Origin of the sequence: Anaerovirgula multivorans (genome assembly GCF_900188145.1) — a bacterium.
Lineage (GTDB): Bacteria > Bacillota > Clostridia > Peptostreptococcales > Natronincolaceae > Anaerovirgula > Anaerovirgula multivorans.
Map to the genome: position 1 here is coordinate 1 of NZ_FZOJ01000011.1, position 24,368 is coordinate 24,368.

A 24,368-nucleotide genomic window follows, 5' to 3' on the forward strand; every position below is an offset into this window, starting at 1 on the left:
GCAGTTTTTGAACACACAACAAAAGCTTGAATCCTAGTATTTACAATAGGTTTCAAGCTTTTTATCCTTTTCAACTGTCAAAGACGGGATTATATCATGGGGAGAAGGGGATATTATACAAGTAATGTTATGTAGCTTTCCCATATTTTACAAATATTTCGAATATCTTTCTCCTATTTTCAGATTTGGTACTCCATTTAAATCTAAGGTTGATCGATATCCTCTGATATAATCATAATATCCAACGCATCCAATCATAGCAGCATTATCTGTACATAGTTTTAATGAAGGATACTTTAAGCTCAATCCATGTTTTTCTGCTTCCTGCTGTAACAGACCTCGAAGACTGCTATTGGCAGCTACACCTCCAGCTAAGGTAATCTGCTTTACACTCTTTTCCATAGCACAGGCGATTGTTTTTTCTACCAATATTTCAACAACTGCCTGTTGAAAGCTGGCAGCAACATCTTCAATAGCAATGGGGTTGCCTTTCATTTTTTCCGTGTTAAGATAATTTAATACCGAAGATTTTAATCCACTAAAGCTGAAATCATAGCTTCCCCTTTCTAAATATGCCTTAGGAAAAGCTATGGCTCGCTTGTTCCCCTTTGTCGCTAGTTTGTCAATTTGTGGCCCTCCGGGATAACCTAGCCCTAGTACCCTTGCGATTTTATCAAAGGCTTCTCCTGCAGCATCATCCCTTGTTTTTCCCAATACTTCATATTCTCCATAATCCTTCATATAAACTAAATGGCTATGCCCTCCAGATACAATTAAGCATATGAAGGGCGGCTCTAATTCTTTATGCTGGATAAAGTTGGCATAAATATGCCCTTCTATATGATTCACTCCATTCAAAGGAATTCCTCTCGCAAAAGCGATAGCCTTTGCTGCAGAAAGTCCTACCAGTAGAGCACCTACCAATCCAGGGCCGTAGGTTGCTGCCACATGGGTGATATCTTCAAAGGTAACATTTGCTTCCTCTAAAGCCTCTTTTATTACGGTATTGATACTTTCAATATGCTGCCTGGAGGCCACCTCTGGAACAACGCCTCCAAATTTCTGATGCTGTTCAATCTGCGATGCAATAATATTAGATAAAACGGTTCTACCGTTTTTTAAAACACTTACAGAAGTTTCATCACAGCTGCTTTCTATAGCTAAGGTAATGATATCTTCTTTTGTAAACTGACTGTTCATTTTATTTCTTCCCTCCAACACTATCGAAATATTCTTTATTTCCTAAGATCCTTCACTATTGCTCAGGGTGACAGGCCCAACAACTTTGTACTATTCATACTCCGCATAAAATTTAACAGACATCCATGTCAATAAAATGAGACTTAATTCAAAGGGAGTTTTTACTTTCACTGAATTGTAGCCGAATTTACTTCGAGGATGTAGTGCTTGATCTCCCGCTTTAAGTAGACAACCGAAAGTTTGGTTTCTAACTTTCGTGTTGGTCACTTAGTTTGTTTATCTATAAGCAGATAACCAAAATCTTTGATTTTGTGTTAGTCGCTTAGTTTGTTTATCTAGAAGAAGCGGGAGTCTTAGCAATACACCGAAGGATAAAAATTGAAATATTGATGAATCAAATAATTTCAAGAGTTATCCACAATCACTTCTATCATTTATTTTGAATCTGATATTTAATTTATATTACCCATAATACTACATATTGATTATATACTACCATAACAAATTTTTCATTTGGCATTTTTTGATTTAGTAAATCTTATTGTTTCTGTTCATACTAATTATAAGGTTAAGATTTACTATAAATGGAAGGGCTCTCTAAAACAAATCTCAGATTTCGTTAATCTTAACCTCAATCCTAAGCTGTTTCAAAAAGGAGTCGATTATTATGGCTAGACGACATCGGACTATTTCTCGGAGAAGATCATTATCTCAACGATTAGGCACTGAAAACATTTTATCCAATGGTATGCTTTATCCAATAGCTCCCACAGATATTGCTATTTTTCAAATTGCACGAAACGCGCCTAATGATACTGAAAAGGAAAATCGATAGAAGCATAGCTTCTATCGATTTAATTATTTTCCTTTAATCCTTGTTTCATCGTTTCATCTAGAATAATCTCTCCATCTCGAAAGCCAATAATTCTCTTTGTTTCCTCAGCAATCTCCTGTTCATGGGTTACGATAATAATCGTAACCCCTTCATCATTTAGTTTTTTGAATAGGCCCATTACCTCTTGGGTTGATTTAGAATCTAAATTTCCTGTAGGTTCATCCGCCAAAATAATTGCGGGATTGTTTACTAAGGCTCTAGCAACAGCCACTCTTTGCTTTTGCCCTCCTGATAATTCATTGGGCTTATGATCTACTCGATCCTCTAATCCAACCCGTTTCAGTGCGTCTAACGCTCTTTCTCGTCTTTCTTTTCCCCCAATCCCTGCATACATCATGGGCAGCTCTACATTTTTCAAGGCAGAGGTTCTAGGTAATAGATTAAAGGATTGAAAAACAAAGCCTATTTTACGATTCCTTATTTCTGCCAATTCATTATCCGACAAGTCCTGAATTGTTTCATTATCCAGTATATATAATCCAGCAGTTGCTCTATCCAAACAACCCATAATATTCATAAAAGTGGACTTGCCAGAGCCAGAGGCTCCTGTTATGGCAACAAATTCCCCCTTATTTATTTCTAGATTAACATTTTTCAACGCCTGCACAGCTATGCTGCCATTTTCATATATTTTATCTAAATCCTTAACGGTAATCATCTCAACACCTCATCTATTCATATCTCAAAGCTTCAATTGGATCTAGTTTTGAAGCCTTATTTGCTGGATATACACCAAAAATTACTCCTACTGCTGTTGAAAATAAGAAAGCCATCGTAATTGCTTTTTTTGATACAATAAACGGAAGACCTAGCCACTGGACAATGCCATAACCTATTGTGCCTCCTAGTAACAGTCCCAGTCCACCCCCAAATATAGAGAGAATAATAGCTTCCACTAAGAACTGTAAAAGAATTGTAGCGCGTTTTGCACCAATAGCTTTTCTAACCCCAATTTCTCGAGTTCGTTCCGTCACAGATACCAGCATAATATTCATGATACCAATCCCTCCAACCAAGAGGGATATGGCGGCTATACCTGACACTGTCAATGTTAAAAAGCCTATGCCTTGGCTGACTTGATTAAATTCATTTTCTCGAGTATTTACTCGATACATGCTTTTTTCTTTGTCTCGTCTCTCCAACAAGCTCAGTATTTTGTCTCCCACCCTATCTATATTTAGATTTTCTTGAGCCTGCAGCATCAACCTAGGATATCTATCGGTAAAGCTCATTCTAGTGGCCAGCGTAACTGGCATAAATCCATAAGAATAATCTCCGTTAGCCATATTTAAGATAGCAGAATCCGATAGCTTATCTACCCCAATGATCATTAATTCTACTGTATACCACCCTGTAGTAAGTGTAGCAATTTCACCTATACAATCAATAGAGCCAAATAGGTTTCTAGCTGTTTTTTCATCAATAACCATCACATTTCTTCTTCCCAGCACATCTTCCTCCGTTAAAAAACGTCCTCGAATCAGTTCGATGGTTTCTACTTGGTCATAATGATGATTCACACCTGTCATGTTTATGCTCATTTCCGTATTCCCATGCTTAATCTTCATCCAATTCCTTAATTGTGGTGACACAGCTACTACGTCGGCTTCCATTTTTTCTACAGCAGTTATGTCCTCATCACTGAAATAATCTCGATAAAGGATAGGCCTTTCGGTATTATAGTTAAAACCTACATTTAATTTACCTTTACCATATTTATCAAAGGCGCCAGTCATATCAGCTTGGGCGGCATTCCCTAAAGTAGTGATTACCACAACGGATAAGATCCCAATAACCAAACCCAATATCGTTAGACTAGAACGCATTTTATTTGTCCAAATACTTTGCAGTGCTACCCTAAAAGTTTCTATTAACAACATAAAAATCTTCCCCTTACTCTATTCCGCTTTGCCGAAGCTATTGAATTATTCTTCATTCTGCATTTTACATTTTTACTCATATCTAAGCGCTTCTATAGGATCCATTTTTGCAGCTCTATTGGCAGGATAAACTCCAAAAACAGTTCCGATGATCATAGCCAATAAAGAAGCAAAGGCTACTTCCTTGGCACTAATCAGAGGAGGCATCTTTAATAATAGAGAAGCCCCCATCCCTAAGGCAAACCCCAGGATAATACCTAAGATACCTCCCATAAGAGATATAATAGAAGACTCAGTTAAAAATTGAAGCAGTATGGTACCTCTTTTTGCACCGATAGCCTTTTTAATACCAATTTCCCGTATTCTTTCACTTACAGATACCAACATAATATTCATAATACCAATACCTCCAACCAGCAAAGCAATTCCAGCAATAAAGGCCAATACTGTTGTAATGGTATTGATTACACCATTGATAGTTTGCATCATTTGTTCCAGGTTGAATACCGTATACATATCTTTATTATGATGTATGCGTTCCAGTAGTCTTATTACCTGTCCCTCTACCCTATCCATTTCTCCTTTATTAGCAACCTTTAAATTTACACCATAATATACCGTCTCATTATATACCCTCATAATGGTTGAGATCGGTACATAAATTTGGGCTCTTCCGCCATCCATATTACTGCTAAAGAAATTATCTTCGTATTTGGTGATACCCACCACTTGAAAATCAATAGGTCCTCTGTAGCTATTTAAGGTTATTGTTTCCCCAAGAGCATCAATGGTTCCAAATAGTTCTCTTGCCTCTTTCTCAGAAATTACCACGCTGCTGCTATAGTTCTCCACATCCTTGTCGGTGATAAATCTTCCTTTTATCAGTTCAACATTGGTGATGGCTTGGCTATCAGCATTGGCCCCTACTAAAACCACCTCCATAAGATGATCCTTCACCCGAATAGAAGTCCAATCTTCATAGAGGGGTGAAATGGCTTCTATTCCTTCTATTCTTTTTATAGCTTCTATATCGCCATCCCTAAGAAAATCCCTTTCTTTCATTTCCCCCTGTTTCTGCCAGTTCATATAGATCATTAATCGATTTGTACCAAACTGCTCCATGCTCTTGTTTATCTGATATTTTCCTCCATTACCTATGGCAGAAATAGCTACCACAGCAGCAATACCAATAATGATCCCCAGCATGGTTAAAAAGGATCGCATTTTGTTTGCTATAATGGTGGAAAAAGCTAACCGAATATTTTCAAATAAATTCATAACAATCCTTCCCTATCCTCAATTTCCTTCCTGCTATCTCTCATTTACCATAACCTTCATTCCCTCCTGTAAAAACATAGAAGGACTTAAAACAATCTTATCATTTTCTTCCAATCCAGCAACAACCTCTATTTCAAAGTCAGATTCGATTCCTGTTTGCACTTCCACCTTATGTAAGATATCTTCCTTAACAACAAAAACCATTTTTGCTCCATTTGCCTCAGTCATAATGGAATCAAAGGGAATCACCAATACCCCTTCCTTCTGTTGACTAATGATTTTTGTTTTTACAGAAAAACCTGGCTTTAAAAAATCGTCAGTTTCTACTACCTTGATGGTGACAGGAATCACTGTTTCGTTTGTTTGTCCAGTAGACATGGGTTTTGCTATAGGTGCAATTTTCTCCACGATTCCTTTAAATACTCTTCCTGTTAAAGCATCAGTTTGAATCTCTACCTCCTGGCCTATTTCTACTTTAGCAATATCATATTCACTTACATTAATTTCTATTGTTAAATCCTCTACATTAGAAATAACAAAACCGGGATTTGCTGGGTTGACAAAGCTTCCCTCCTCCAAGTGAATGGTTGTAACAACACCATTGATAGAACTAAAAATCTTGTCTTCTTGTTTTTCTATCCTTCTTTCTATTTCGGCAACCTCAAGCTCTGCAACTGCAATGCTTTTTTTAGTTCTTTCAATATCAAATTCAATCGTATACTGTTTTTCCTGTATTTCTTCATAAGTTTTTACAGTGTCTTCAAAACGTCTCTTACTGTTTATATACTCCTGTTCAGAGAGGGCTCCATGTTCATATAATTCCTTATCTTTATCTAGATCTGTTCTGGCATCCTCCATTTTTCTAAGGGCATTTTCCAGCTCACGAGTGCGATCTGCCTGTTCTTCCTCTTGCATTTTCTCCTGCTTAGCTAAATCGATTTTATACCCCTCTGCAGTTTTCTTTTTAATAGCCAGCAGAATTTCTAAATCGTCACCGTCTAGCAAAGCCAATACCTGACCAGCTGTTACAGAATCTCCTTCCTCTACTAGGATGGATAAAACCTTTGCGCTGTCTTCTGTATAAATCGTTTGTTTCTCTATTTCCTCCAAAACTCCATTGGCAGGGACGGTTACGGTTATTTCTCCTTTTTGAAGAGTCAATACATCTACTTGTACCCCCTGATCCTTCCCCTTCATAGCAGTAACTGTTCCAATAGCAGCTATTATAATGATAACCACTACTACTGCTAAAATGATCATCTTTTTTTTCTTTGATTTCCCCTTTGTCATATTTATTCCTCCTAAATCTCTTTCCACATAATTAAAGCATCTTCTCCGTTATCACTATAATAACCGGGTCTTATACCACAAGTGATAAACCCTAGCTTAGTATACAAATTTTGAGCTATAGTATTAGACTTTCTAACCTCTAATGTCACCCGATAGACATTTTTATTCATTGCTTCTTTAATTAGTGCTTTTGTTATCTCTTCTCCCACCTTCCTTCCTTGAAAATCAGGGTGTATTGCTATATTGGTAATATGACCTTCATCAACAATCAACCACATACCTCCATAACCCACCACCTGCTCCTCTATTAAACCTACAAAATAAAAGGCTAATTTGTTTTTTTTTAGCTCAGCTTCAAAGGCTCCTCTAGTCCATGGGACAGAAAAACATCTCTTCTCTATTTCTACTACAGCTGGTATGTCCTTTATTAACATTTTTCTTACTTCTAATGTCTCCATCCTATGCTAGCTCCCATCCTTCATTCTTTCTTCCCACTGTTTTTCTGCCTGAGACTTTCTCATATAAATCGGTAGTATCTCTGAAGCCTTGTACACTTCCCCCCTTTCAGCTTTTCTCCTAGCCAGTTCCCCAATGGAGGAGGCCCTTGGCATTCTTACAATAGACGGAGGAAACATCGCTAACCCCTTCATTTCCTCCTGAATAAGTCCTTGAAATTTTTCTAAAGCATCTCCAACGAAGACTATTTCCTGACTTCTATCCTTTAAGGTAGCTATCAATTCTTCAATCGGAACTACCTCTTCCTCCATTACCTTTTGTAGCTGCATTTGCTGCCATTGATAGGTTCCCGTATAGACCAAATTCCGTTGAGCATCGATGATGGGACAAATTAGAGCCTTACAATATACGAGATTAAATGCCAATCCCTCTAGGGTGGACACCCCCACCACAGGTTTGTCCAATGCCTGTGCCATGGCCTTTATAGTAGCTAATCCTATTCGGAGACCTGTAAAGGAACCGGGGCCCAAAGCTACACCAAATAGGTCAATTTCCTTTGGAGATAGTTCACAGCTTTCCAAAATCTCTTCTAATATAGGCATCAGTTTTTGCGAATGGGTCTTTTTATGATTTAATATATATTCCCCCATTAATTTTTCATCATCCATGACTGCTGCAGTAGCTACTATAGATGAAGTATCCAATGCTAATATCTTCATTACCTCAACAACTCCTCTAATTGTTTGTCATAAGATTCATTTGTAGCCTCAAAGCAAATCTCTCGTTCCTCTATGCCTATATACTTAATCTCTATTCTTATATAATCCTTTGGCAAAATTTCGCGAATCAATTCTGCCCACTCTATTACACATACGCCATCACCATAAAAGTATTCTTCATAGGGGATATTCTCCATTTCTCCAACATCTTCTATCCGATAAACATCAAAGTGATACAGTGGGATTCTTCCTTCATATTCTTGAAGGATAGTAAATGTAGGACTGGTGACATAATCCTCTACCTCTAGACCCTTAGCAAAAGCCTTAGTAAAGGTGGTTTTCCCAGCTCCCAAATCTCCTATCAGACATATAATATCCCCCGGTTTTACTATCTTTCCTAACTTGCTTCCTAAATCTTCTGTTTCTTTTTCACAGGAAACCTTTATGCATTTCATCTATATACACCTACTTTGTTTATTTTCTCCGTCTATTTCCTGCCTCTGTTTTCTCTCTTTATCAGCTTCACTGCTGCATCCCTCTAAGAGACAGGTCTTATTATCATTATGAAGTATTTCCCAATCATCCATACTCTATTTTAACATAATGGGAATTTTTGTCTATATTACTTTCATAAAATTACAACTTTTTCCTTTTTCGACATTAAAATTATAGTACTTTTGTCTTATTTGCGAGAATGATGTCCTTTTTTGTCGTAAACCCTTCGTATTCTATAGAGAAAATTATACTATTGAAGGGAGTACATAAAGATGAAAAAAACAGTTGCTTTGGTTGTAAGTGGTTCTTTATTATTAGGTTCAGCTGTCTATTCCTTTGGATTAGAAGGTGTGAACAATGAGGGGGAGATGCAAGAAGACCCTATTGTCATCACTGTTAATCTAGAGGATATAGAAGAAGCTGCAGAAGTAAATCTGGATATTATCAACGAATTGATAGGGGAAATAAAAGATTTAGACTTGAATGAAGAAGAGTTAGATGAGCTGATAGACCAGATACTAGAAGAATTAGAAAAAGCGCTGGATCAGGAAGAAAACAGCAAGGATGTTGCTGATGATGAAGATGAGGTAGAAGATGATTTAGAAAATGAAGATGCCCTTGAAAACCTTTATAGAAACTTAGTAAAATATCAAGCTGTTTATGATCAAGTTCCAGATGTTGCAAAGCCTGCTATCATGAAAAATATTCGTAAAATGCAATTGAAAATTTTAAGTTATCAGGTAAAGAGTACCGATGAGTTTCTGCAGGACTTCTCGATTGAAGAACTTGAAGCTTTGCAAGAGAAGATAGAGACTTTACAAGAAGAACTCTTAAATCAAGATTTGACAGACGAGGAGAAAGAAGAGCTTCAGCAACAAATTGAAGAACTAGAGGGTAAAATAAAACAAGGTAAAGAAACCAATGCATTTATTCAACTTATTGAAACCGATGGAAAATGGCAACAGTTGTTAAGAAGACAAATACAACAAGAATTTCTAGCAGAAAAAAAGGAACAAATCCAAATCAATAAGGAAGAAAAACTGGCAATTAAGTCAGAAATAAAAGAAGCACGGGAAGCTATAAAACAAAACAAGAAAGAAGACTCAGTAAATGAGAAAGAAAAGGAAGAAACCTCAGAAGATAAGGATCAATCAGAAAACAAAGTTTCTGTTACGGTAACGGTTGAAGAAAAAGCCACTAAAGGCAATAATACAAATAAAGATAACGGAAATGGTAATAATGCTGGAAATCAAGCTAAAGGGAAAAAAGATAAAAATTAAACTTACAACAAGAGACAGTTTCTATTAGGTAGTTGCGAAATTCATGGCAATCAGTGCTATGATTTGTACCGAATTATTTCCCATTTTACAGGGTTGCCATTTAAAACAATAGAAATAGATGATTTTAATGCCTTCATATGCATCGAATGGGGTACTGCAACATTATTATTAAAAGATTTGTTTAAAGGATAACTGCAAATAAAGCCATAATGCTCTTTAGTGAGTACTATGGCTTTAAATAGTTTTTTATCTTATTGTAACTTCTTTGCAGAATTTTTTCCAATAGAAATATTTCTTTGTAGGACCAATCTTATTTTGCTTAACTTCTACTACATATCATGGTAGTGGAACACTGGAAACTCTCGTCTCTTCCTATATTGACAAAACGGTTTAATGGTGTTAAACTAAAAATAGATTTAACGTCATTAAACCAAAGAGGTGTTTGATATGGTTGAGTACAAATTAGGTGTTATGGAAATGAAGTTTGCGGATTTGATGTGGGATAATGAACCAATTTCCTCCGGTGACTTGGTGAAATTATGTGAACAGGAATTAGGCTGGAAAAAATCTACTACCTATACCATGCTGCGCCGCCTATGCCAGCGCAATATTTTCAAAAATCAAGATGGTTTGGTTTGCTCTATTCTATCTAAGCAAGAGTTTCATGCTTTGCAAAGCGAAAAATTTATTGAAGAAACTTTTGACGGCTCGTTGCCGCAATTTTTAGCAGCATTTTCAACAAGGAAAAAGCTGACTGATAAGGAAATTGACGAATTGGAAAAACTAATACGCCAGAACAGGGGGTGAACCTATGCCGTATTTTATTCAATCGAAAATCCTTGAGACTTTTTTACAAGTCCTCAATATGAGTTTGACCGCGAGCATCATAATTGTTTTCGTGCTGGTTGCACGACTACTTTTAAAAAAGGCACCCAAGATTTTTTCCTATGCTATGTGGAGCGTCGTGTTTTTTCGGCTGCTTTGCCCGATCTCCTTTGAAAGTATGTTTAGCTTGTTGCCGATAAATGCAAGCCCCATTTCGACAAATACTATTTATTCGGAAACACCACAGATAAGCACAGGCATAACGGCTGTTGACAATGCAATCAACCCCATATTGCCCGCCCCTGCAAACGGCGCAAGTGTCAATCCGTTGCAAATAGCGGCAACCATTGGTGAAATCCTCTGGCTTTTGGGGATAGTTGTGCTTTTGACTTATAGTATTATTTCCCTTTTGCGACTACGCAAAAATCTGATAGGCGCAGTAAAGGTGCATGATAACATTTTTCTTGCCGACCACATTGCCTCCCCCTTTGTTATCGGTCTATTTCGTCCAAAAATTTACTTACCATCAACTTTATCGGAGCATGAGCAAAGCTATATTATCCTGCATGAGCAAACCCATATTCGGCGCTTTGACCATGTAATGAAAATTGTGGCGTTTGCAGCTTTGTGTATCCACTGGTTTAATCCGCTTGTTTGGATAGCGTTTACTCTTACTATCAAGGACATGGAAATGTCGTGTGATGAAAGCGTAATGAAACGGCTGGGGGCCAACATTCGAGAGGAATATTCTGCATCGCTTTTAAGCCTTGCATCGGGCAGAAAAATCATTGCCGGTACTCCTCTGGCCTTTGGAGAAGGAGACACGAAAAGCAGGATAAAGAATTTGATATACTACAAAAAGCCTGCCTTGTGGGTCATGCTGGCAGCATTAGTTGCTGTAGCTACAATTTTTATTGCATTTGCATCCAACCCGCAACGTACATCAATGGAATGGGCTAAAACTCTGCGTGTGGAGGACGTTGAAAAAATCGAGCTGGTTGTTATGCCCAGCAGTGAAAATGAGCGGTATCGCTTGTTTGACCGTTCCGAATTTTCCGATGTCGTTGCGCTGGTTAATAAAAGCCGGGGTGGGTATCTTCCAATTCCAGAAAGCCTAGCTGGCGGTTCTATCATGTACTATATCACCACCACAGACGGAGTTCGCCATGAATTTGGCAATAACGGAAACACCTATTTGATGATCGATGGGGACTCTTATGATGCCGGATATAATTGGCTTTCATCGTGGGGCAATGTAAAAGGAAACGCCCCTCTGCCAGAAACCTTTCTCTTTGGCAATGAGAATTTCCTAACCCTTGACGAACTGAAACTCATTGCGCAAAAGGGTGATGCTATTTCTTGGGATGATTTTGCACCCTACGATGGGCGTGATGTTGGCAGCGGACTGTATATTATGCACTATCCAATGGAGCAGCCCTATTATGTTAGAGTTGGTGGGGTGCCAGGGGAACCGCCGATGTATATTCGTCTATGTTCTACCGAGACGGAACAGTATATCGACATTCGGCAGGAAAGCATAGACGAGTTTATCCAAAAATCAGAAACAAGAGTGTTTTCGGATTTGCGCCCCATGCTGATGATTGACGGTGAGTTATATCTGGATACAGGGACGGAAAGCCCGATGGGAGCCGCTGTTGCAGTTGACGGTACAATCCAAACGACAGTTACACAAAGCGCAAAACCAGCAGAAAATGAACAGTCCAATTTCGGATATGTCGGAAGTAGTTATGTTATTGGTGATGATTTCGTTGTAGTCAATATAGACGAAAAATGGTTTGTTTTTGAGAAAGAGAATGAAGATAGTACGAGCACTACACAATAATGCGAATAATTGTTTTTCTGATTTGAGCCGCCCGACGAATAATAAAAAAACCGTTGTTTTGGCGGCTGGCTAAGTGTGCGCCCAAGCATAATATAATAACCTAAACATCGGTTTTGAGAAAATCAAAGCCGCTGTTCTCTACATTTAGAGGGCTTAGATAGTTGCGCCCTTTTTACAATCCGGCGGCTTTGGGATAGGAGGATTTCCATGTATCCAAAGCCGCTTTTTATTGTTCGTGAGGGGCCGTCACCATATCGTGACGGCTTGGCATAGCCAAAGGTGTAATTGTTGAAAATTACACCTTTTTCATTGGTTAATTTGTGTGACTTTATATCATGGTAAAAAAGTCCTGTTTTTTATTCTATTTCCTTTTTTCATTAATAGACAAAAGTTGGAGGATTCTTTTTAGTTATTGTCCATAATATGCATTGATTCCATGTTTTCGCAGAAAATGTTTATCCAACAGCACATCATCTATAATCGGGGTTTTGTCATTTAGAGAAACAGTATGATAAGCCATCTCTGCAATTTTTTCCAAGACTACAGCATTATGTACCGCTTCTTTAGCATCTTTGCCCCAGGCAAAGGGTCCATGATTACAAACCAATACCCCCGGAATATAACTGGGATCTATTTCTCTAAATGTTTCTATAATAAGAGCTGCTGTTTCTTTTTCATAATGAGCTTCAATTTCTTCTTTCTTCATTTTTCTTGTACAGGGAATATCTCCATAAAAATAATCTGCATGGGTAGTGCCTAAAGGGGGAATGCTTTTTCCCATCTGTGCCCATATAGTCGCCCAGGTAGAATGGGTGTGCACGATTCCACCTATGCTAGAAAATGCTTTATATAACATTAAATGAGTAGAGGTATCAGAGGAAGGTTTTAATTCTCCTTCTATTTGGTTCCCCTCTAAATCAACAACTACAAGATCTTCTACCTTCATAGCCTCATAGCTGACACCACTAGGTTTAATTACTACCAGGCCTCTTTCCCTATCAATGCCACTTACATTTCCCCATGTATAAGTAACTAATTCCCGCTGTGGAAGTTCAAGATTAGCTTCCAATACCATTTTTTTTAAATCCCTTTGCATTTAATCCCCTTCCTTTGTCGTTAGACTTCAACATATTCAATATCTAAGACTTCACATAATAACTTCCATCTTCTTCTTTGATCTCCTAAATTTAATACTTGGTGATGGGTGCCTCCATTTTTAAGCCACCCATCCATACAAGCTCTAATTCCAGAATCAGGTTTGAAATGTAAGTAAGGCATTTCAATATTTTCTATTTCTTCTGTATCTAAGATTTCTCCCTTAGAGACAACCAATCTATATTGTTCCCCCTGAATTGCCACCAATGATGCAAGTGTTGCTGTTCCAGGCTCCGCCATAAACACTACAGTAGGAGGATTTTCTAAATTCCCAATTCCCAGTTCTCTATCAATCAAACGAATAGGTCTGTCTTTTCTCGCAATTTTCCAATTTCCTTCTCCCATATGACTCATCAAGGCAGAGTCCTTTTCAAAATCCATAGCATACATTTCCGTAAAATGAGCATCACCTATCAAGATATGTCCCGCCTTCACAAGGCTGGCAGCAATTGTATCGCCCTCTGCTGCATATCCATAGCCTTCTGCCATTAAATTTGAAGCTGCTAGCATATGAATCTGCCTAAATCTCCCATCATCTTGAAAAACATTAAAATATGCCGAAAAAGCATCATATCCTTTTTCTTTTAATAATTTTTTGAATCCAATTTGCATACGTACTGCATATCGATGACTTTCTTCTGTAAGATTAGAATCAATTTGGAAATTCTTTTTGTTTTCTTCAATAATTTCTTCAATTTCTTTTTCTGTAGCTTCTTCCATATAACCATATACTTCGCCAATTCCCACATAGGATGCTTCCGGACCAATTTTCCTTATAAAAGCAGCATCATCCGTCAAAATATCCCCCATAGAAGGCATTCTACCTAAAAGGGCTACCTTGACATTTTTCAAAGCTCTACTGGTTTGAACAGCCTTTCCCCAGTCTTCTACAAAGGATTTAAAATTTTCACTTTTCCAGTCTTCAGAAATAACTGTATATTGTAATCCTCCCCGTAGAATAGCATTTGCTGTATCTTGTGCCCCATGTATTCCTTGATTATAAGTAAGATCTGCCATATCCCATTTTGCACCTACAATTCTTTCCGGCTGCACGTTTGCCAGTAAAATAGGTAGGTTGTTTTCTTGTAAAGCTCGAATAAGTCTTAGCCCCGGGCTATAAGTAAGCATGACAATCATGATTCCATCTAATTCTTTATTATTAAAATCTCCTACGATTTCTTCTATTTCTTGTCTATTTCTAGCTGCTCTAGGAAAATCTATATCCACTACACTCTTTAATTGTTCTACAATCTCTTGAGCATATTTTTCCTGTCTTTCTGTAATTCCAGGATAAGAATTATCATATAGCTCTTGCATAATACCTAATAATCCAATAAGTGGTTTTCTATTCATTTACAATTCCCCCTGCATCATTCATTTAAATTATAATTTTTATTACTGTACTTCCTTCTTAATTTCTTTTAATTTTTTCATTGCATCGTTAGAGCCTCTTCCAAAATAGTCATGTAATTCCTTGTATATTGCATATAACTTTTCATATATGCTTACATTTTCAGGGATAGGGGAGTAATATTTCTCCTTCACTCCTCCCATTTTTTCTGCAGCTGCTTCTATGGTATCGTAGCCTCCTTTATCTTTACCAGCTGCCACAGCCCCAAACATCGCTGCTCCAAGAGCAGGTGTTTGGTCAGAAAGCGCAATTTTAATAGGCATATTGGTTACATCTGCATATATTTGCATCATTAAATCATTTTTCTCCACAATACCTCCAGCAGCATATAATTCTGTTACTGACACTCCATTTTCTCTAAAAGTCTCAATAATCATTTTTGTTCCATAGGCTGTAGCTTCGATTAATGCTCGATATATTTCTTCTGGCTTGGTAAGCAATGTACATCCTATGAGTATCCCCGTAAGATCTACATCTACCAGCACTGACCGATTTCCATTCCACCAATCTAATGCAACCAATCCACTTTCTCCAGCCTTTAATTCTTCTGATTTTTGTTGTAATAAATCAAAAATACTTATTCCCTTCTTTGCCGCTTCCTTCTCATAGGAAGCAGGGATGCAATTTTCAATAAACCATTGAAAGTGATCTCCAACACAGGACTGTCCGGCTTCATAGCCTTTATAGCCTTTGATAATCCCATCTTCTACTACACCACACATACCAGGTACAATTCTTTCTTCCGTACCTAAAAGCACATGACAGGTAGAAGTTCCCATAACCATCAACATCTTACCTGGCTCTGTGATACCTACTGCAGGTACTGCCACATGTGCATCCACATTTCCTACAGCTACCGCTGTCCCCATTTTTAATCCTGTTAGCTCAGCAGCCGCTTTAGTAATCTCTCCAGCTTTTGTTCCTAAAGGATAAATATCTTTACTGAGTTTTTCTTCCACTATATTTTCCATCTTAGGATTTAATGCTTTAAAGAATTCTTTTGAAGGATATCCTTTTTGTTTATGCCAAATTGCTTTATATCCTGCTGTACAACTATTCCTTTTTTCTTTTCCAGTCAGCTGTAAAATAACCCAATCTGTTGCTTCCATAAATCTATCTGTCGCATGATATATACTTTCATCTTCATCTAATACCTGTAATACTTTAGGTATCATCCATTCTGAAGAAATTTTCCCTCCATATAATTTTAGAAATTCTTCATTCCTTTCTTCTGCTATTTTATTCAGTCGATTTGCTTGTTCTTGAGCAGCATGATGTTTCCAAAGTTTCACATAGCTATGGGGCTTTTTTTTGAATTCCTCTTGAATACATAAAGGATCTCCGTTTTTATCAATTGGCAATATGGTGCAGGCAGTAAAGTCAATTCCTAGTCCTATTACATCTTCTGGCTCTACCCTTGCTTCCTGTAAAACTTTAGGAATGGTTTCTTGTAATACCTCCAAATAATCTATTGGATGCTGAAGTGCCCAATCATGTCCTAATCTAGTTATTCCACCAGGTAATACTTCATCCATTACACCATGAGAATATTTTTTTATCGCCGTGGCAACTTCTTTTCCTGTACTAACTTCTACTAGCAAAGCTCTGCCTGACAATGTTCCAAAATCAACACCTATAGTATATTTTCTATTTTCCATACCCGTCCCCCTCAAATACTAGGTTTTGCTATTCTTTTGCACTCTTAGATTTCGTAAAAATATCAAAAGCTACCGCTAGTAATAGTACCAGACCTTTTATGGCCTGCTGCCAATCAATACCTAAACCGATTAAAGACATGCCATTATTCATAACTCCCATGACCAATCCCCCAACAATTGCACCAATGACGGTTCCGATACCACCTGAGGCAGATGCACCTCCAATATATACAGCAGCAATAGCATCTAATTCGAAGCCAGTACCTGCTTTAGGTGTTGCTGCGTTTAATCTAGCCGCAAAAATAAGTCCTGATAGAGCAGCTAGGATTCCCATATTTACATACACCCAAAGTATTGTTTGCTTTGTTTTTATTCCCGATAATTTTGCTGCTTTCTCATTACCTCCTATGGCATAAATATGTCTTCCCGCAACGGTGTTTTGGGTCACAAAGGAATAGATAGCAATTAAAATAAATAATACTATCAAAATATTAGGAATTCCCTCATAGCCAGCAAGAATAAAACAAAATACATTAATCACTATTAGAAGGGCTATCAATTTTGCAATTAAAAATTCTTTCGGTATAACATCAAAGTTGTATTTTATTTGTGCTTTTCTTTCTTTTAATTCCCATAATACATAAAAGATAGATAGAATAATCCCTATCACAATAGTGACAATGTGGTAATTCCCTGTTCCTAAAAAATCAGGGATGAAACCAGAGCTTATTTTTCTAAATTCGTAGGGAAAAGGAGCAATCGACATGCCTTTAAGGGTTACCATTGTTAAACCCCTAAATATGAGCATCCCTCCTAATGTAACAATAAAGGCAGGTATTTTAACATAAGCAATCCAAAACCCTTGCCAAGCGCCTATGAGTCCCCCTATAATGAGACAAATCAATACAGCAGCGGTAACTGAAATATTCATTCTAATCATTAAAATTGCCGATACAGCTCCTATAAAAGCTGCCACAGAACCTACTGATAAATCAATGTTTCCCGTAATAATAACCAATAACATTCCTATGGCCAATATTAAAATATAACTATTTTGTAAAATGATATTCGTAATATTTAATGGTTTTAATAGAATACCATTGGTTAAAATTTGGAAAAGTATAATAATAAATGCCAAGGCGATAATCATGCCATATTGTCGAATATTGTTTCTAAATAGCGTTTTAAAGATTTGAATTTTCGTCTCTTTTTTTGATGGTTTCTCTTCTGATTCCCTTTTTGATATTTCCACTTTTGTCCCTCCTCGCTATTATTTAACAATGCATTTCATGATTTTTTCTTGAGATGCATAATGTCCAGTTAATTCTCCTGTAATTTTACCGGCATTCATTACATAAATTCTGTCACACATTCCTAGTATTTCTGCCAATTCTGAAGAAATAAACAAAATACCCATTCCTTGATTTGCTAATTGATTAATCATTGTATAAATTTCATATTTTGCCCCTACATCTATACCTCGAGTAGGTTCATCCAAAATCAAAATATCAGGCTCAGCAAAAATCCATTTGCTCAAAACTACTTTTTGTTGATTTCCTCCGCTTAAATTAACTGTCTTCTGCAAAATACTAGAACACTTGATATTCATTTTTTCACCATATTTTTCAGCTTCTAGTATCTCTTTATTTTTATTTACTACAAATTTATTAGATATTTTACCTAAACTGGCTAGAACAATATTTCGTTTTATATCATCTTCTAATATTAATCCATAATTTTTTCTATCTTCTGTAACATAAGCTAATCCATTTTCAATGGCTTTACTTATGTTATTTAAGTGTATCTGTTTTCCATCTTTATAAATTTCTCCGCTAATTTTTTTACCATAGGCTTTGCCAAAAATACTCATAGCCAGTTCAGTTCTCCCTGCCCCCATCAATCCTGCAATCCCTACAATTTCCCCCTTTTGTATATGAAAACTAACATTATCAATAACCTTACGCTCATCATTTAGCGGATGATAAACATTCCAATTTTTTACCGAGAATATAACCTCTCCAATATTGGATTTTCTTTTAGGGAAACGATCTACTAATTCTCTCCCCACCATACCTTTAATAATTCTATCTTCTGTCACCTCGTCTTCTTCTTTGTCAAGCGTTTCAATTGTATTACCATCTCGTATAACGGTAATAGCATCTGCTACTTTAGAAACTTCATTTAATTTATGAGAGATGAGAATAGAGGAAATTCCCTGTTCCTTTAATTGTAATAATAAATTTAACAAATTTTCGCTTTCTTCTTCATTTAAAGCCGCAGTAGGTTCATCCAAGATTAATAGTTTTACTTCTTTAGAAAGCGCTTTAGCAATTTCAACTAACTGTTGTTTGCCAACACTAATATTAGCAACAAGCACATTAGGTGATTCCTTTAGTCCTACTTTCTCGAGTAAATCTTTTGCCCTAAAGATTGTATCTCGCCAATTAATTACTCCCCTACTTTGCTGTTCATTTCCTAAAAAAATATTTTCTGCAATTGACAGATAAGAAATCAATGCTAATTCTTGATGAATAATAACGATGCCTGAAGCTTCACTTTCATTAATATCCTTAAATTTACATGTATTTCCTTCAAATAATATTTCTCCAGTATAGGTCCCATAAGGATGTACCCCACTTAATACTTTCATTAAAGTAGATTTTCCTGCTCCATTTTCTCCAACCAATGCATGTATTTCACCTTTTTTCACTCTTAGATTTACATTATCAAGAGCTTTAACACCTGGAAATGTTTTAGTGATATTGCTCATTTCTAAAATAAATTTTGACATTCCATTTCCAACCCCTTATTGTATAATCAACGATTTAGTGATGGTTACATGACACACCATCACTAAATCGTTTTTTATCTAAAACCAATCTTTGAAGCTTCTCTAAGAACATTTTGTTCTAATATTGAAGACTATTGTGTAATCTGATTCTCTGTATAATAACCAACATCTACTAATTCTTCTTTCCAGTTACTAGCATCCACTGAGACTGGCTTCAACAAATAAGAAGGAACAACTTTTACTCCATTATGATAGGTTGTTGTGTCATTTACTTCTGCTTCTTCATTCTTCAAAATACTTTCCACCATTGCAACAGCTTTTTTGGCTAATTCTCTTGTATCTTTAAATACTGTTTGTGTTTGTTCTCCTGCAATGATAGATTTAATAGAAGCTAGTTCCGCATCCTGGCCTGTAACAATAGGCATAGGCTGCCCACTGCCATATCCAACCCCCTTCAAAGAAGATATAACGCCTATACTAATTCCATCATAGGGTGATAACACCGCATCAATTCTATCAGTAGTGTATTCGGCACTCAACAGATTATCCATTCTTGTTTGAGCAACAGAACCATCCCATCGTAAAGTAGCTACTTGCTCAACTTTTGTTTGCCCACTTTTTACAACTAATTTCCCTTCATCTATGTAAGGTTGTAAAACTGACATTGCTCCATCAAAAAAGAAATAAGTATTATTATCGTCCGGTGAACCTGCAAACAACTCTATATTAAATGGACCTTCTTGATTTTTTAAATCTAATGCTTCTTCAATATAACTTGCCTGTAGTACACCTACTTGAAAATTGTCAAAGGTTGCATAATAGCTTACATATTCACTATTTCTAATTAAGCGGTCATAAGTAACAACTTCAATATTAGCATTTTTAGCCCTTTCTAAAACCTCCGTTAATGCTTCTCCATCGATTGGAGCAATAACTAATACTTTAACACCTCTTGTAATCATATTTTCTATTTGCGCTACTTGGTTTTCCACTACATCTTCAGCATACTGTAATTCTGCAGTATATTCTCTTGCCTCAAATTCTTTCACCATATTCTGTCCATCATTGATCCATCTTTCTGACGATTGTGTGGGCATGGAAATTCCCACATCTACACCTTCGCTATTTCCACTACATGCTGTCGTCACAAATAGCACCATACACAGACTTAATACCAATAAAAGCTTTTTCATTGAAACATCCCCTTCTCCCTTATTATTTTTTAGTACATACCTATCACTAATTTTTTCACATTGCTATAATTTCATATATACTTCAAATTTAACTATGCCTTGTGAAAAAATAGTAATTAATACTAATTGTGCAAAAACTCAAGTGTCAACTCAAAATTCAAGTAACCCTCTAGTATTATGTTCTAAGTTATTCTTAGCTTCTATTTGTTAACGTTTTCACCAGTGTCAGTATTTATGCTATTTTGGCTTATTCTTAAAGTCTGTTTGATAATCCAAAATTTTTTTTACTCAAGATTTACTTTATTAAAAACCTGATATATCTGATTTTTTTTAATTTTTTTAACTTTCGAGTAAATTGTATCAAATTTTAAGTAAATATTCAATATATTTTTGTTTTTTAAAGTAAATTTTTTTAACGATAAGCTCTCTATATTTGCTGTTTTTTACCATGTGAAAGTTATGACCCTCATGAAAATATGGGTAATTCATAGTATATCTTTTTTATATAAATATTGTTTCTATTTGAATGCCTGTCTTCTTTAATATTAAATTTCAACACATATACAAAATTTAATACCTTCAGCATTTTTACATTATCTAGATTTTAGTCGTTTGTTTGCTATCTTAAATTATTGATTAATAACGTTTTATATTTAGTAAATTTTTTATTTTTTTAATATTTTTTACTAAATATGTTGTGAGTTTATGCTTTTTTTGATAAAATTATTAATAGTAAAACGATATTAACTGAGAGGATAATGTAAAATGGCCACACTAAAAGATATTTCTAAAATAGTTGGAGTTTCTTGTACTACAATATCACGGGTGTTAAATCATGATGAAACCATTAATGTTTCAGTAGAAACTCAAAAAAAAATTTTTGAAGCTGCTGAAATGTTGTCTTATACCAAACATATTAAACCCAAAAAAACATTAGAAAACAACTTGAAAATTGGCTTAATTCACTGGTTTAACGAACTTCAAGAGTTAAATGATCCTTACTTTATATCAATAAGAATAGGAATAGAAGAAGAGTGTAAAAACAACAATATTAATTTAGTAAAAGTATATAATGATGAGTTTCTAAATGAAAATTTAGTAGGCAATACTTTTGATGGATTAGTGATTTTAGGAAAATTTGATAACCATCGTATCGAAAATTTTAAGCAATATTCCAATCATATCGTGTTTGTACACTCTAACAACCCTAAATTTCAATATGATTCCGTACAAGTGGATTTTAGAGAACTAACAAATGATGTATTGAAGCATTTACTGTCTATAGGTCATGAAAAAATAGGGTTTATTGGTGGTAGAGAAAAAGTTCCTGGAAATAATGAAGAAATTATCGATCATCGTGAAATACAATTTGAAAATTTTCTTAAAGCCAAGGGTATCTATAAACCTCAATATGTTAGAATTGGTAATTATGATGTTAAATATGGATATGTTTTAATGAAAGACCTAATTACAGCAAATATTGATGATCTACCAACGGCGGTATTTATTGCTAGTGATTCCTTAGCAATTGGTGCAATTAGAGCCGTAAATGAAGCAGACTTAAAAATTCCGAAAGATATTTCGATATTTTCTTGTAATGATATTCCTACATCCAAATATACATCCCCTACTTTATCGACTGTAAAAATTTATACAGAGTTTATGGGGCAAATGGCAATTAAATTGCTTCTAGAACAAATTAATGGTACAAGAGATCATTCTATAAGAGTAACCATTCCTCACAAATTAATATTTAGGGAAAGTTGTTGATTTTTTTATGGATAAATACTTTTTCCCAAAAAGAAAAAAATCCTTTTTGTTTTAAGGATTTTTTTCTTTGAAATTTATAGATTATCAGCAGTTCTATTTTTTAAGAACAGGAGATATTTTTTTGTAAATAAGTAGTGTTACGAATGCAATTAATAGTCCTTTAAATACATTGAAGGGAGTAATCCCATAAAGTACTAATGAAGGGATATCTACAATCCTGCTGTTTATAACAGTACCCATTTTTACGATTACATCTATCGGCATCAGTTTTGAGTAGAAGGGAAGAATCAAATAAGTATTAGATAATGCCCCTGCAATCGCCATCACGATAGTTCCTACAATTGTACCAATGATAGCATGTGTTCTGTCTTTCTTTAAGTGATAAATCATAGCTGCTGGTACTACATAGGCAGTTCCTACAATAAAGTTAGATATCTCACCTACCCCACCAGTGGAAGTCTTTGTTATGAAATGTAAAATGTTTTTGATTAGCTGAATTAAAAGTCCTGCCACAGGTCCTAAAGCAAAGGCCCCTATTAAAGCTGGTACATCCGCTAAGTCAATCTTTAAAAACCCCGGAAAAATTGGTAGAGGAAAATGTATAAACATTAATACATAGGAAACTACTGCCAATACCGACATCTTTACTAGATTACTAGTAGTAAAGATTTTTGTTTTCTTAAAGCTGATAGATTTGTCTAAATTTTGCATGAATCATGCCTCCCTGAAATTATAGTTAAAATAGAATTTGAGAGAATACTTTGGTATAGATTCTGTGAAATAACAGCAATCAAAAATGCCTGGAGAATAAGATCCTCAGGCACATGAAAATATCAAAATTTATATTTCACATCTTCTCCCATCCAGACTTTACTGTCGGTACTGGAATTTCACCAGATCAATCGACGAAAACGTCGAGTCGCGGACTTTAACCGCCGGTCGGGAATTTCACCCTGCCCTGAAGAATAAAAACTATTTAGCTTTCTTGCCTTTATTATATACCTTTCTTTACTACTTTGCAAACATAAAATTTGAGGATGTAGTACTTAGATTTTATACAAAAAAACATAGATTTATTACCAAAATCTCTACATAACTTTAAAAATCCTTTCTAATAATCAGAAAAATTTTAAAATATCTGTTGACAGAATATTCATTGGTACTATATACTTATTGTATACATTGTATACAATGTATACAATGTATACGTCCTTAAGGGTAAGAAATTATTGTAAATAAAAAAGGAGGTAAAGATGAATAATTTTTCATTGCAGGGAAAGGTAGCAATCGTTACTGGTTGTAGAACAGGTCTTGGGCAAAGCATTGCAATAAGTCTTGCGGAGGCTGGCGCCGATATCGTAGGTGTAGGTCATGCGCCAATGAATGACACAGAAAAGCAAGTAACAGCTCTTGGCAAACGCTTTCTTTACATAGAAGCAGATTTACTATCAATTGAAGCAGTTGACGACATTGTAACAAAAGCTGTAGATCATTTTGGTAAGATAGATATATTGGTAAACAATGCAGGTATTATTCGACGTGAGGATTCATTGAGTTTTTCAGAAAAAGACTGGGATGATGTTATGAATATCAATCTTAAGACAGTATTTTTCTTAAGTCAAGCTATCGCCAAGCAATTTGTTGCTCAAGAAACAGGAGGAAAAATCATCAATATTGCTTCTATGCTTTCCTTCCAAGGCGGTATTAGAGTGCCTTCCTATACAGCTAGCAAATCTGGCGTCAAGGGAATTACTATGTTGCTGGCAAATGAATGGGCACAACACAATATTAATGTAAATGCAATAGCTCCAGGATACATGGCTACAGATAATACATCTGCCCTTAGAGCAGATGAAAAAAGAAATTCAGAAATATTATCAAGAATACCTGCAAACAGATGGGGAACACCTGAAGATTTAGGTGGAGCAGCAGTTTTCCTAGCATCTAAGGCCTCAGACTATGTTAATGGCTTTACTATTGCAGTTGATGGTGGTTGGCTGGCAAGATAAAACAAAACTTAATTAAGAGGAAGTTTTTATCCCTCTTAATTGTAGCTGAGTTTACTTTGAGGATGTAGTGCTTGATTCCCCGCTTTAAGTAGACAACCAAAAGCAGGTGACCAAAATCTGTGATTTTGTGTCAGTCGCTTTCACACAGTGCAAGTTAGATTTATAACTTTTGTGTTGGTCACTTAGTTTCTTCATCTAGTTAAAGTGGTGGTCTTAGCAA

General features: G+C 35.8%; 21 protein-coding genes and 1 riboswitch. Of the genes, 6 read left to right on the forward strand and 15 right to left on the reverse strand.

Annotated elements, in window-relative coordinates:
* Positions 1-147: 147 nt before the first annotated feature.
* Positions 148-1,200 (reverse strand): tRNA (adenosine(37)-N6)-threonylcarbamoyltransferase complex transferase subunit TsaD, encoded by a 1,053-nt coding sequence (gene tsaD / locus CHB72_RS12320; protein ID WP_089283183.1) that lies wholly within the window; start codon positions 1,198-1,200, stop codon positions 148-150.
* Positions 1,201-1,867: 667 nt separating this feature from the next.
* On the opposite strand from tsaD, the gene CHB72_RS26565 reads away from it, so the two are divergent.
* Positions 1,868-2,035: a hypothetical protein gene (locus tag CHB72_RS26565; RefSeq protein WP_176431350.1), complete on the forward strand. Its 168-nt coding sequence runs from the start codon at positions 1,868-1,870 to the stop codon at positions 2,033-2,035.
* 19 nt (positions 2,036-2,054) lie between these two features.
* Here the strand turns inward: CHB72_RS26565 and CHB72_RS12325 are convergent, their stop codons facing one another.
* From CHB72_RS12325 to tsaE, 7 genes are all read right to left on the reverse strand, one after another.
* Positions 2,055-2,753, reverse strand: a complete 699-nt coding sequence (locus CHB72_RS12325) for an ABC transporter ATP-binding protein (RefSeq protein WP_089283184.1) — start codon at positions 2,751-2,753, stop codon at positions 2,055-2,057.
* A gap of 13 nt (positions 2,754-2,766) precedes the next feature.
* A complete protein-coding gene (locus tag CHB72_RS12330) occupies positions 2,767-3,975 on the reverse strand; it encodes an ABC transporter permease (RefSeq protein ID WP_089283185.1) in 1,209 nt (402 codons plus the stop codon).
* Between the two features lie 72 nt (positions 3,976-4,047).
* Positions 4,048-5,253, reverse strand: coding sequence for an ABC transporter permease (locus tag CHB72_RS12335; protein WP_089283186.1), 1,206 nt, complete (start codon positions 5,251-5,253; stop codon positions 4,048-4,050).
* A 33-nt stretch (positions 5,254-5,286) separates the two neighbouring features.
* On the reverse strand, positions 5,287-6,543 hold the full coding sequence (locus CHB72_RS12340; RefSeq protein ID WP_089283187.1) for an efflux RND transporter periplasmic adaptor subunit: 1,257 nt from the start codon (positions 6,541-6,543) through the stop codon (positions 5,287-5,289).
* A gap of 11 nt (positions 6,544-6,554) precedes the next feature.
* The gene (gene rimI / locus CHB72_RS12345; RefSeq protein WP_089283188.1) at positions 6,555-7,001 is read right to left on the reverse strand and encodes a ribosomal protein S18-alanine N-acetyltransferase; all 447 of its coding nucleotides are present in this window, start codon (positions 6,999-7,001) and stop codon (positions 6,555-6,557) included.
* Between the two features lie 6 nt (positions 7,002-7,007).
* Positions 7,008-7,718 carry a tRNA (adenosine(37)-N6)-threonylcarbamoyltransferase complex dimerization subunit type 1 TsaB gene (gene tsaB / locus CHB72_RS12350; protein ID WP_089283189.1) on the reverse strand — a complete coding sequence of 237 codons (711 nt, stop codon included), beginning with the start codon at positions 7,716-7,718 and terminating at the stop codon, positions 7,008-7,010.
* Positions 7,718-8,173 (reverse strand): tRNA (adenosine(37)-N6)-threonylcarbamoyltransferase complex ATPase subunit type 1 TsaE, encoded by a 456-nt coding sequence (gene tsaE, locus CHB72_RS12355; RefSeq protein WP_089283190.1) that lies wholly within the window; start codon positions 8,171-8,173, stop codon positions 7,718-7,720. The genes tsaB and tsaE overlap by 1 nt, the downstream gene beginning before the upstream one ends.
* 312 nt (positions 8,174-8,485) lie before the next feature.
* Here tsaE and CHB72_RS12360 point away from each other — a divergent pair, with 312 nt between their 5' ends.
* The 3 genes from CHB72_RS12360 to CHB72_RS12370 all read left to right on the forward strand — a co-directional run bounded on the left by CHB72_RS12360 (position 8,486) and on the right by CHB72_RS12370 (position 12,161).
* Positions 8,486-9,493 carry a hypothetical protein gene (locus CHB72_RS12360; RefSeq protein WP_089283191.1) on the forward strand — a complete coding sequence of 336 codons (1,008 nt, stop codon included), beginning with the start codon at positions 8,486-8,488 and terminating at the stop codon, positions 9,491-9,493.
* A 447-nt stretch (positions 9,494-9,940) separates the two neighbouring features.
* Positions 9,941-10,300 (forward strand): BlaI/MecI/CopY family transcriptional regulator, encoded by a 360-nt coding sequence (locus tag CHB72_RS12365; RefSeq protein ID WP_089283192.1) that lies wholly within the window; start codon positions 9,941-9,943, stop codon positions 10,298-10,300.
* A gap of 4 nt (positions 10,301-10,304) precedes the next feature.
* Positions 10,305-12,161 carry a M56 family metallopeptidase gene (locus tag CHB72_RS12370; protein ID WP_089283193.1) on the forward strand — a complete coding sequence of 619 codons (1,857 nt, stop codon included), beginning with the start codon at positions 10,305-10,307 and terminating at the stop codon, positions 12,159-12,161.
* A gap of 409 nt (positions 12,162-12,570) precedes the next feature.
* Here CHB72_RS12370 and araD read toward each other — a convergent pair whose 3' ends face one another.
* From araD to chvE, 6 genes are all read right to left on the reverse strand, one after another.
* The gene (gene araD, locus CHB72_RS12375; RefSeq protein WP_089283194.1) at positions 12,571-13,257 is read right to left on the reverse strand and encodes an L-ribulose-5-phosphate 4-epimerase; all 687 of its coding nucleotides are present in this window, start codon (positions 13,255-13,257) and stop codon (positions 12,571-12,573) included.
* A 20-nt stretch (positions 13,258-13,277) separates the two neighbouring features.
* Positions 13,278-14,669: an L-fucose/L-arabinose isomerase family protein gene (locus CHB72_RS12380; protein WP_089283195.1), complete on the reverse strand. Its 1,392-nt coding sequence runs from the start codon at positions 14,667-14,669 to the stop codon at positions 13,278-13,280.
* Positions 14,670-14,711: 42 nt separating this feature from the next.
* A complete protein-coding gene (gene araB, locus CHB72_RS12385; RefSeq protein WP_089283196.1) occupies positions 14,712-16,385 on the reverse strand; it encodes a ribulokinase in 1,674 nt (557 codons plus the stop codon).
* Positions 16,386-16,413: 28 nt separating this feature from the next.
* Positions 16,414-17,637 carry a multiple monosaccharide ABC transporter permease gene (mmsB, locus tag CHB72_RS12390; RefSeq protein WP_330397039.1) on the reverse strand — a complete coding sequence of 408 codons (1,224 nt, stop codon included), beginning with the start codon at positions 17,635-17,637 and terminating at the stop codon, positions 16,414-16,416.
* A gap of 18 nt (positions 17,638-17,655) precedes the next feature.
* Positions 17,656-19,176, reverse strand: coding sequence for a multiple monosaccharide ABC transporter ATP-binding protein (mmsA, locus tag CHB72_RS12395; protein ID WP_089283197.1), 1,521 nt, complete (start codon positions 19,174-19,176; stop codon positions 17,656-17,658).
* Between the two features lie 131 nt (positions 19,177-19,307).
* Positions 19,308-20,369, reverse strand: a complete 1,062-nt coding sequence (gene chvE / locus CHB72_RS12400) for a multiple monosaccharide ABC transporter substrate-binding protein (protein ID WP_089283198.1) — start codon at positions 20,367-20,369, stop codon at positions 19,308-19,310.
* A 765-nt stretch (positions 20,370-21,134) separates the two neighbouring features.
* Between chvE and CHB72_RS12405 the strand changes: the two genes are divergently transcribed.
* Positions 21,135-22,139 (forward strand): LacI family DNA-binding transcriptional regulator, encoded by a 1,005-nt coding sequence (locus CHB72_RS12405; protein WP_089283199.1) that lies wholly within the window; start codon positions 21,135-21,137, stop codon positions 22,137-22,139.
* A 93-nt stretch (positions 22,140-22,232) separates the two neighbouring features.
* Here the strand turns inward: CHB72_RS12405 and CHB72_RS12410 are convergent, their stop codons facing one another.
* The gene (locus CHB72_RS12410) at positions 22,233-22,850 is read right to left on the reverse strand and encodes an ECF transporter S component (RefSeq protein ID WP_089283200.1); all 618 of its coding nucleotides are present in this window, start codon (positions 22,848-22,850) and stop codon (positions 22,233-22,235) included.
* Positions 22,851-22,986: 136 nt separating this feature from the next.
* A riboswitch (FMN riboswitch) is annotated at positions 22,987-23,109 on the reverse strand.
* A gap of 283 nt (positions 23,110-23,392) precedes the next feature.
* Here CHB72_RS12410 and kduD point away from each other — a divergent pair.
* Entirely contained in the window at positions 23,393-24,148 is a 756-nt protein-coding gene (kduD, locus tag CHB72_RS12415; protein WP_089283201.1) for a 2-dehydro-3-deoxy-D-gluconate 5-dehydrogenase KduD, read from the forward strand.
* Positions 24,149-24,368 lie beyond the last annotated feature (220 nt).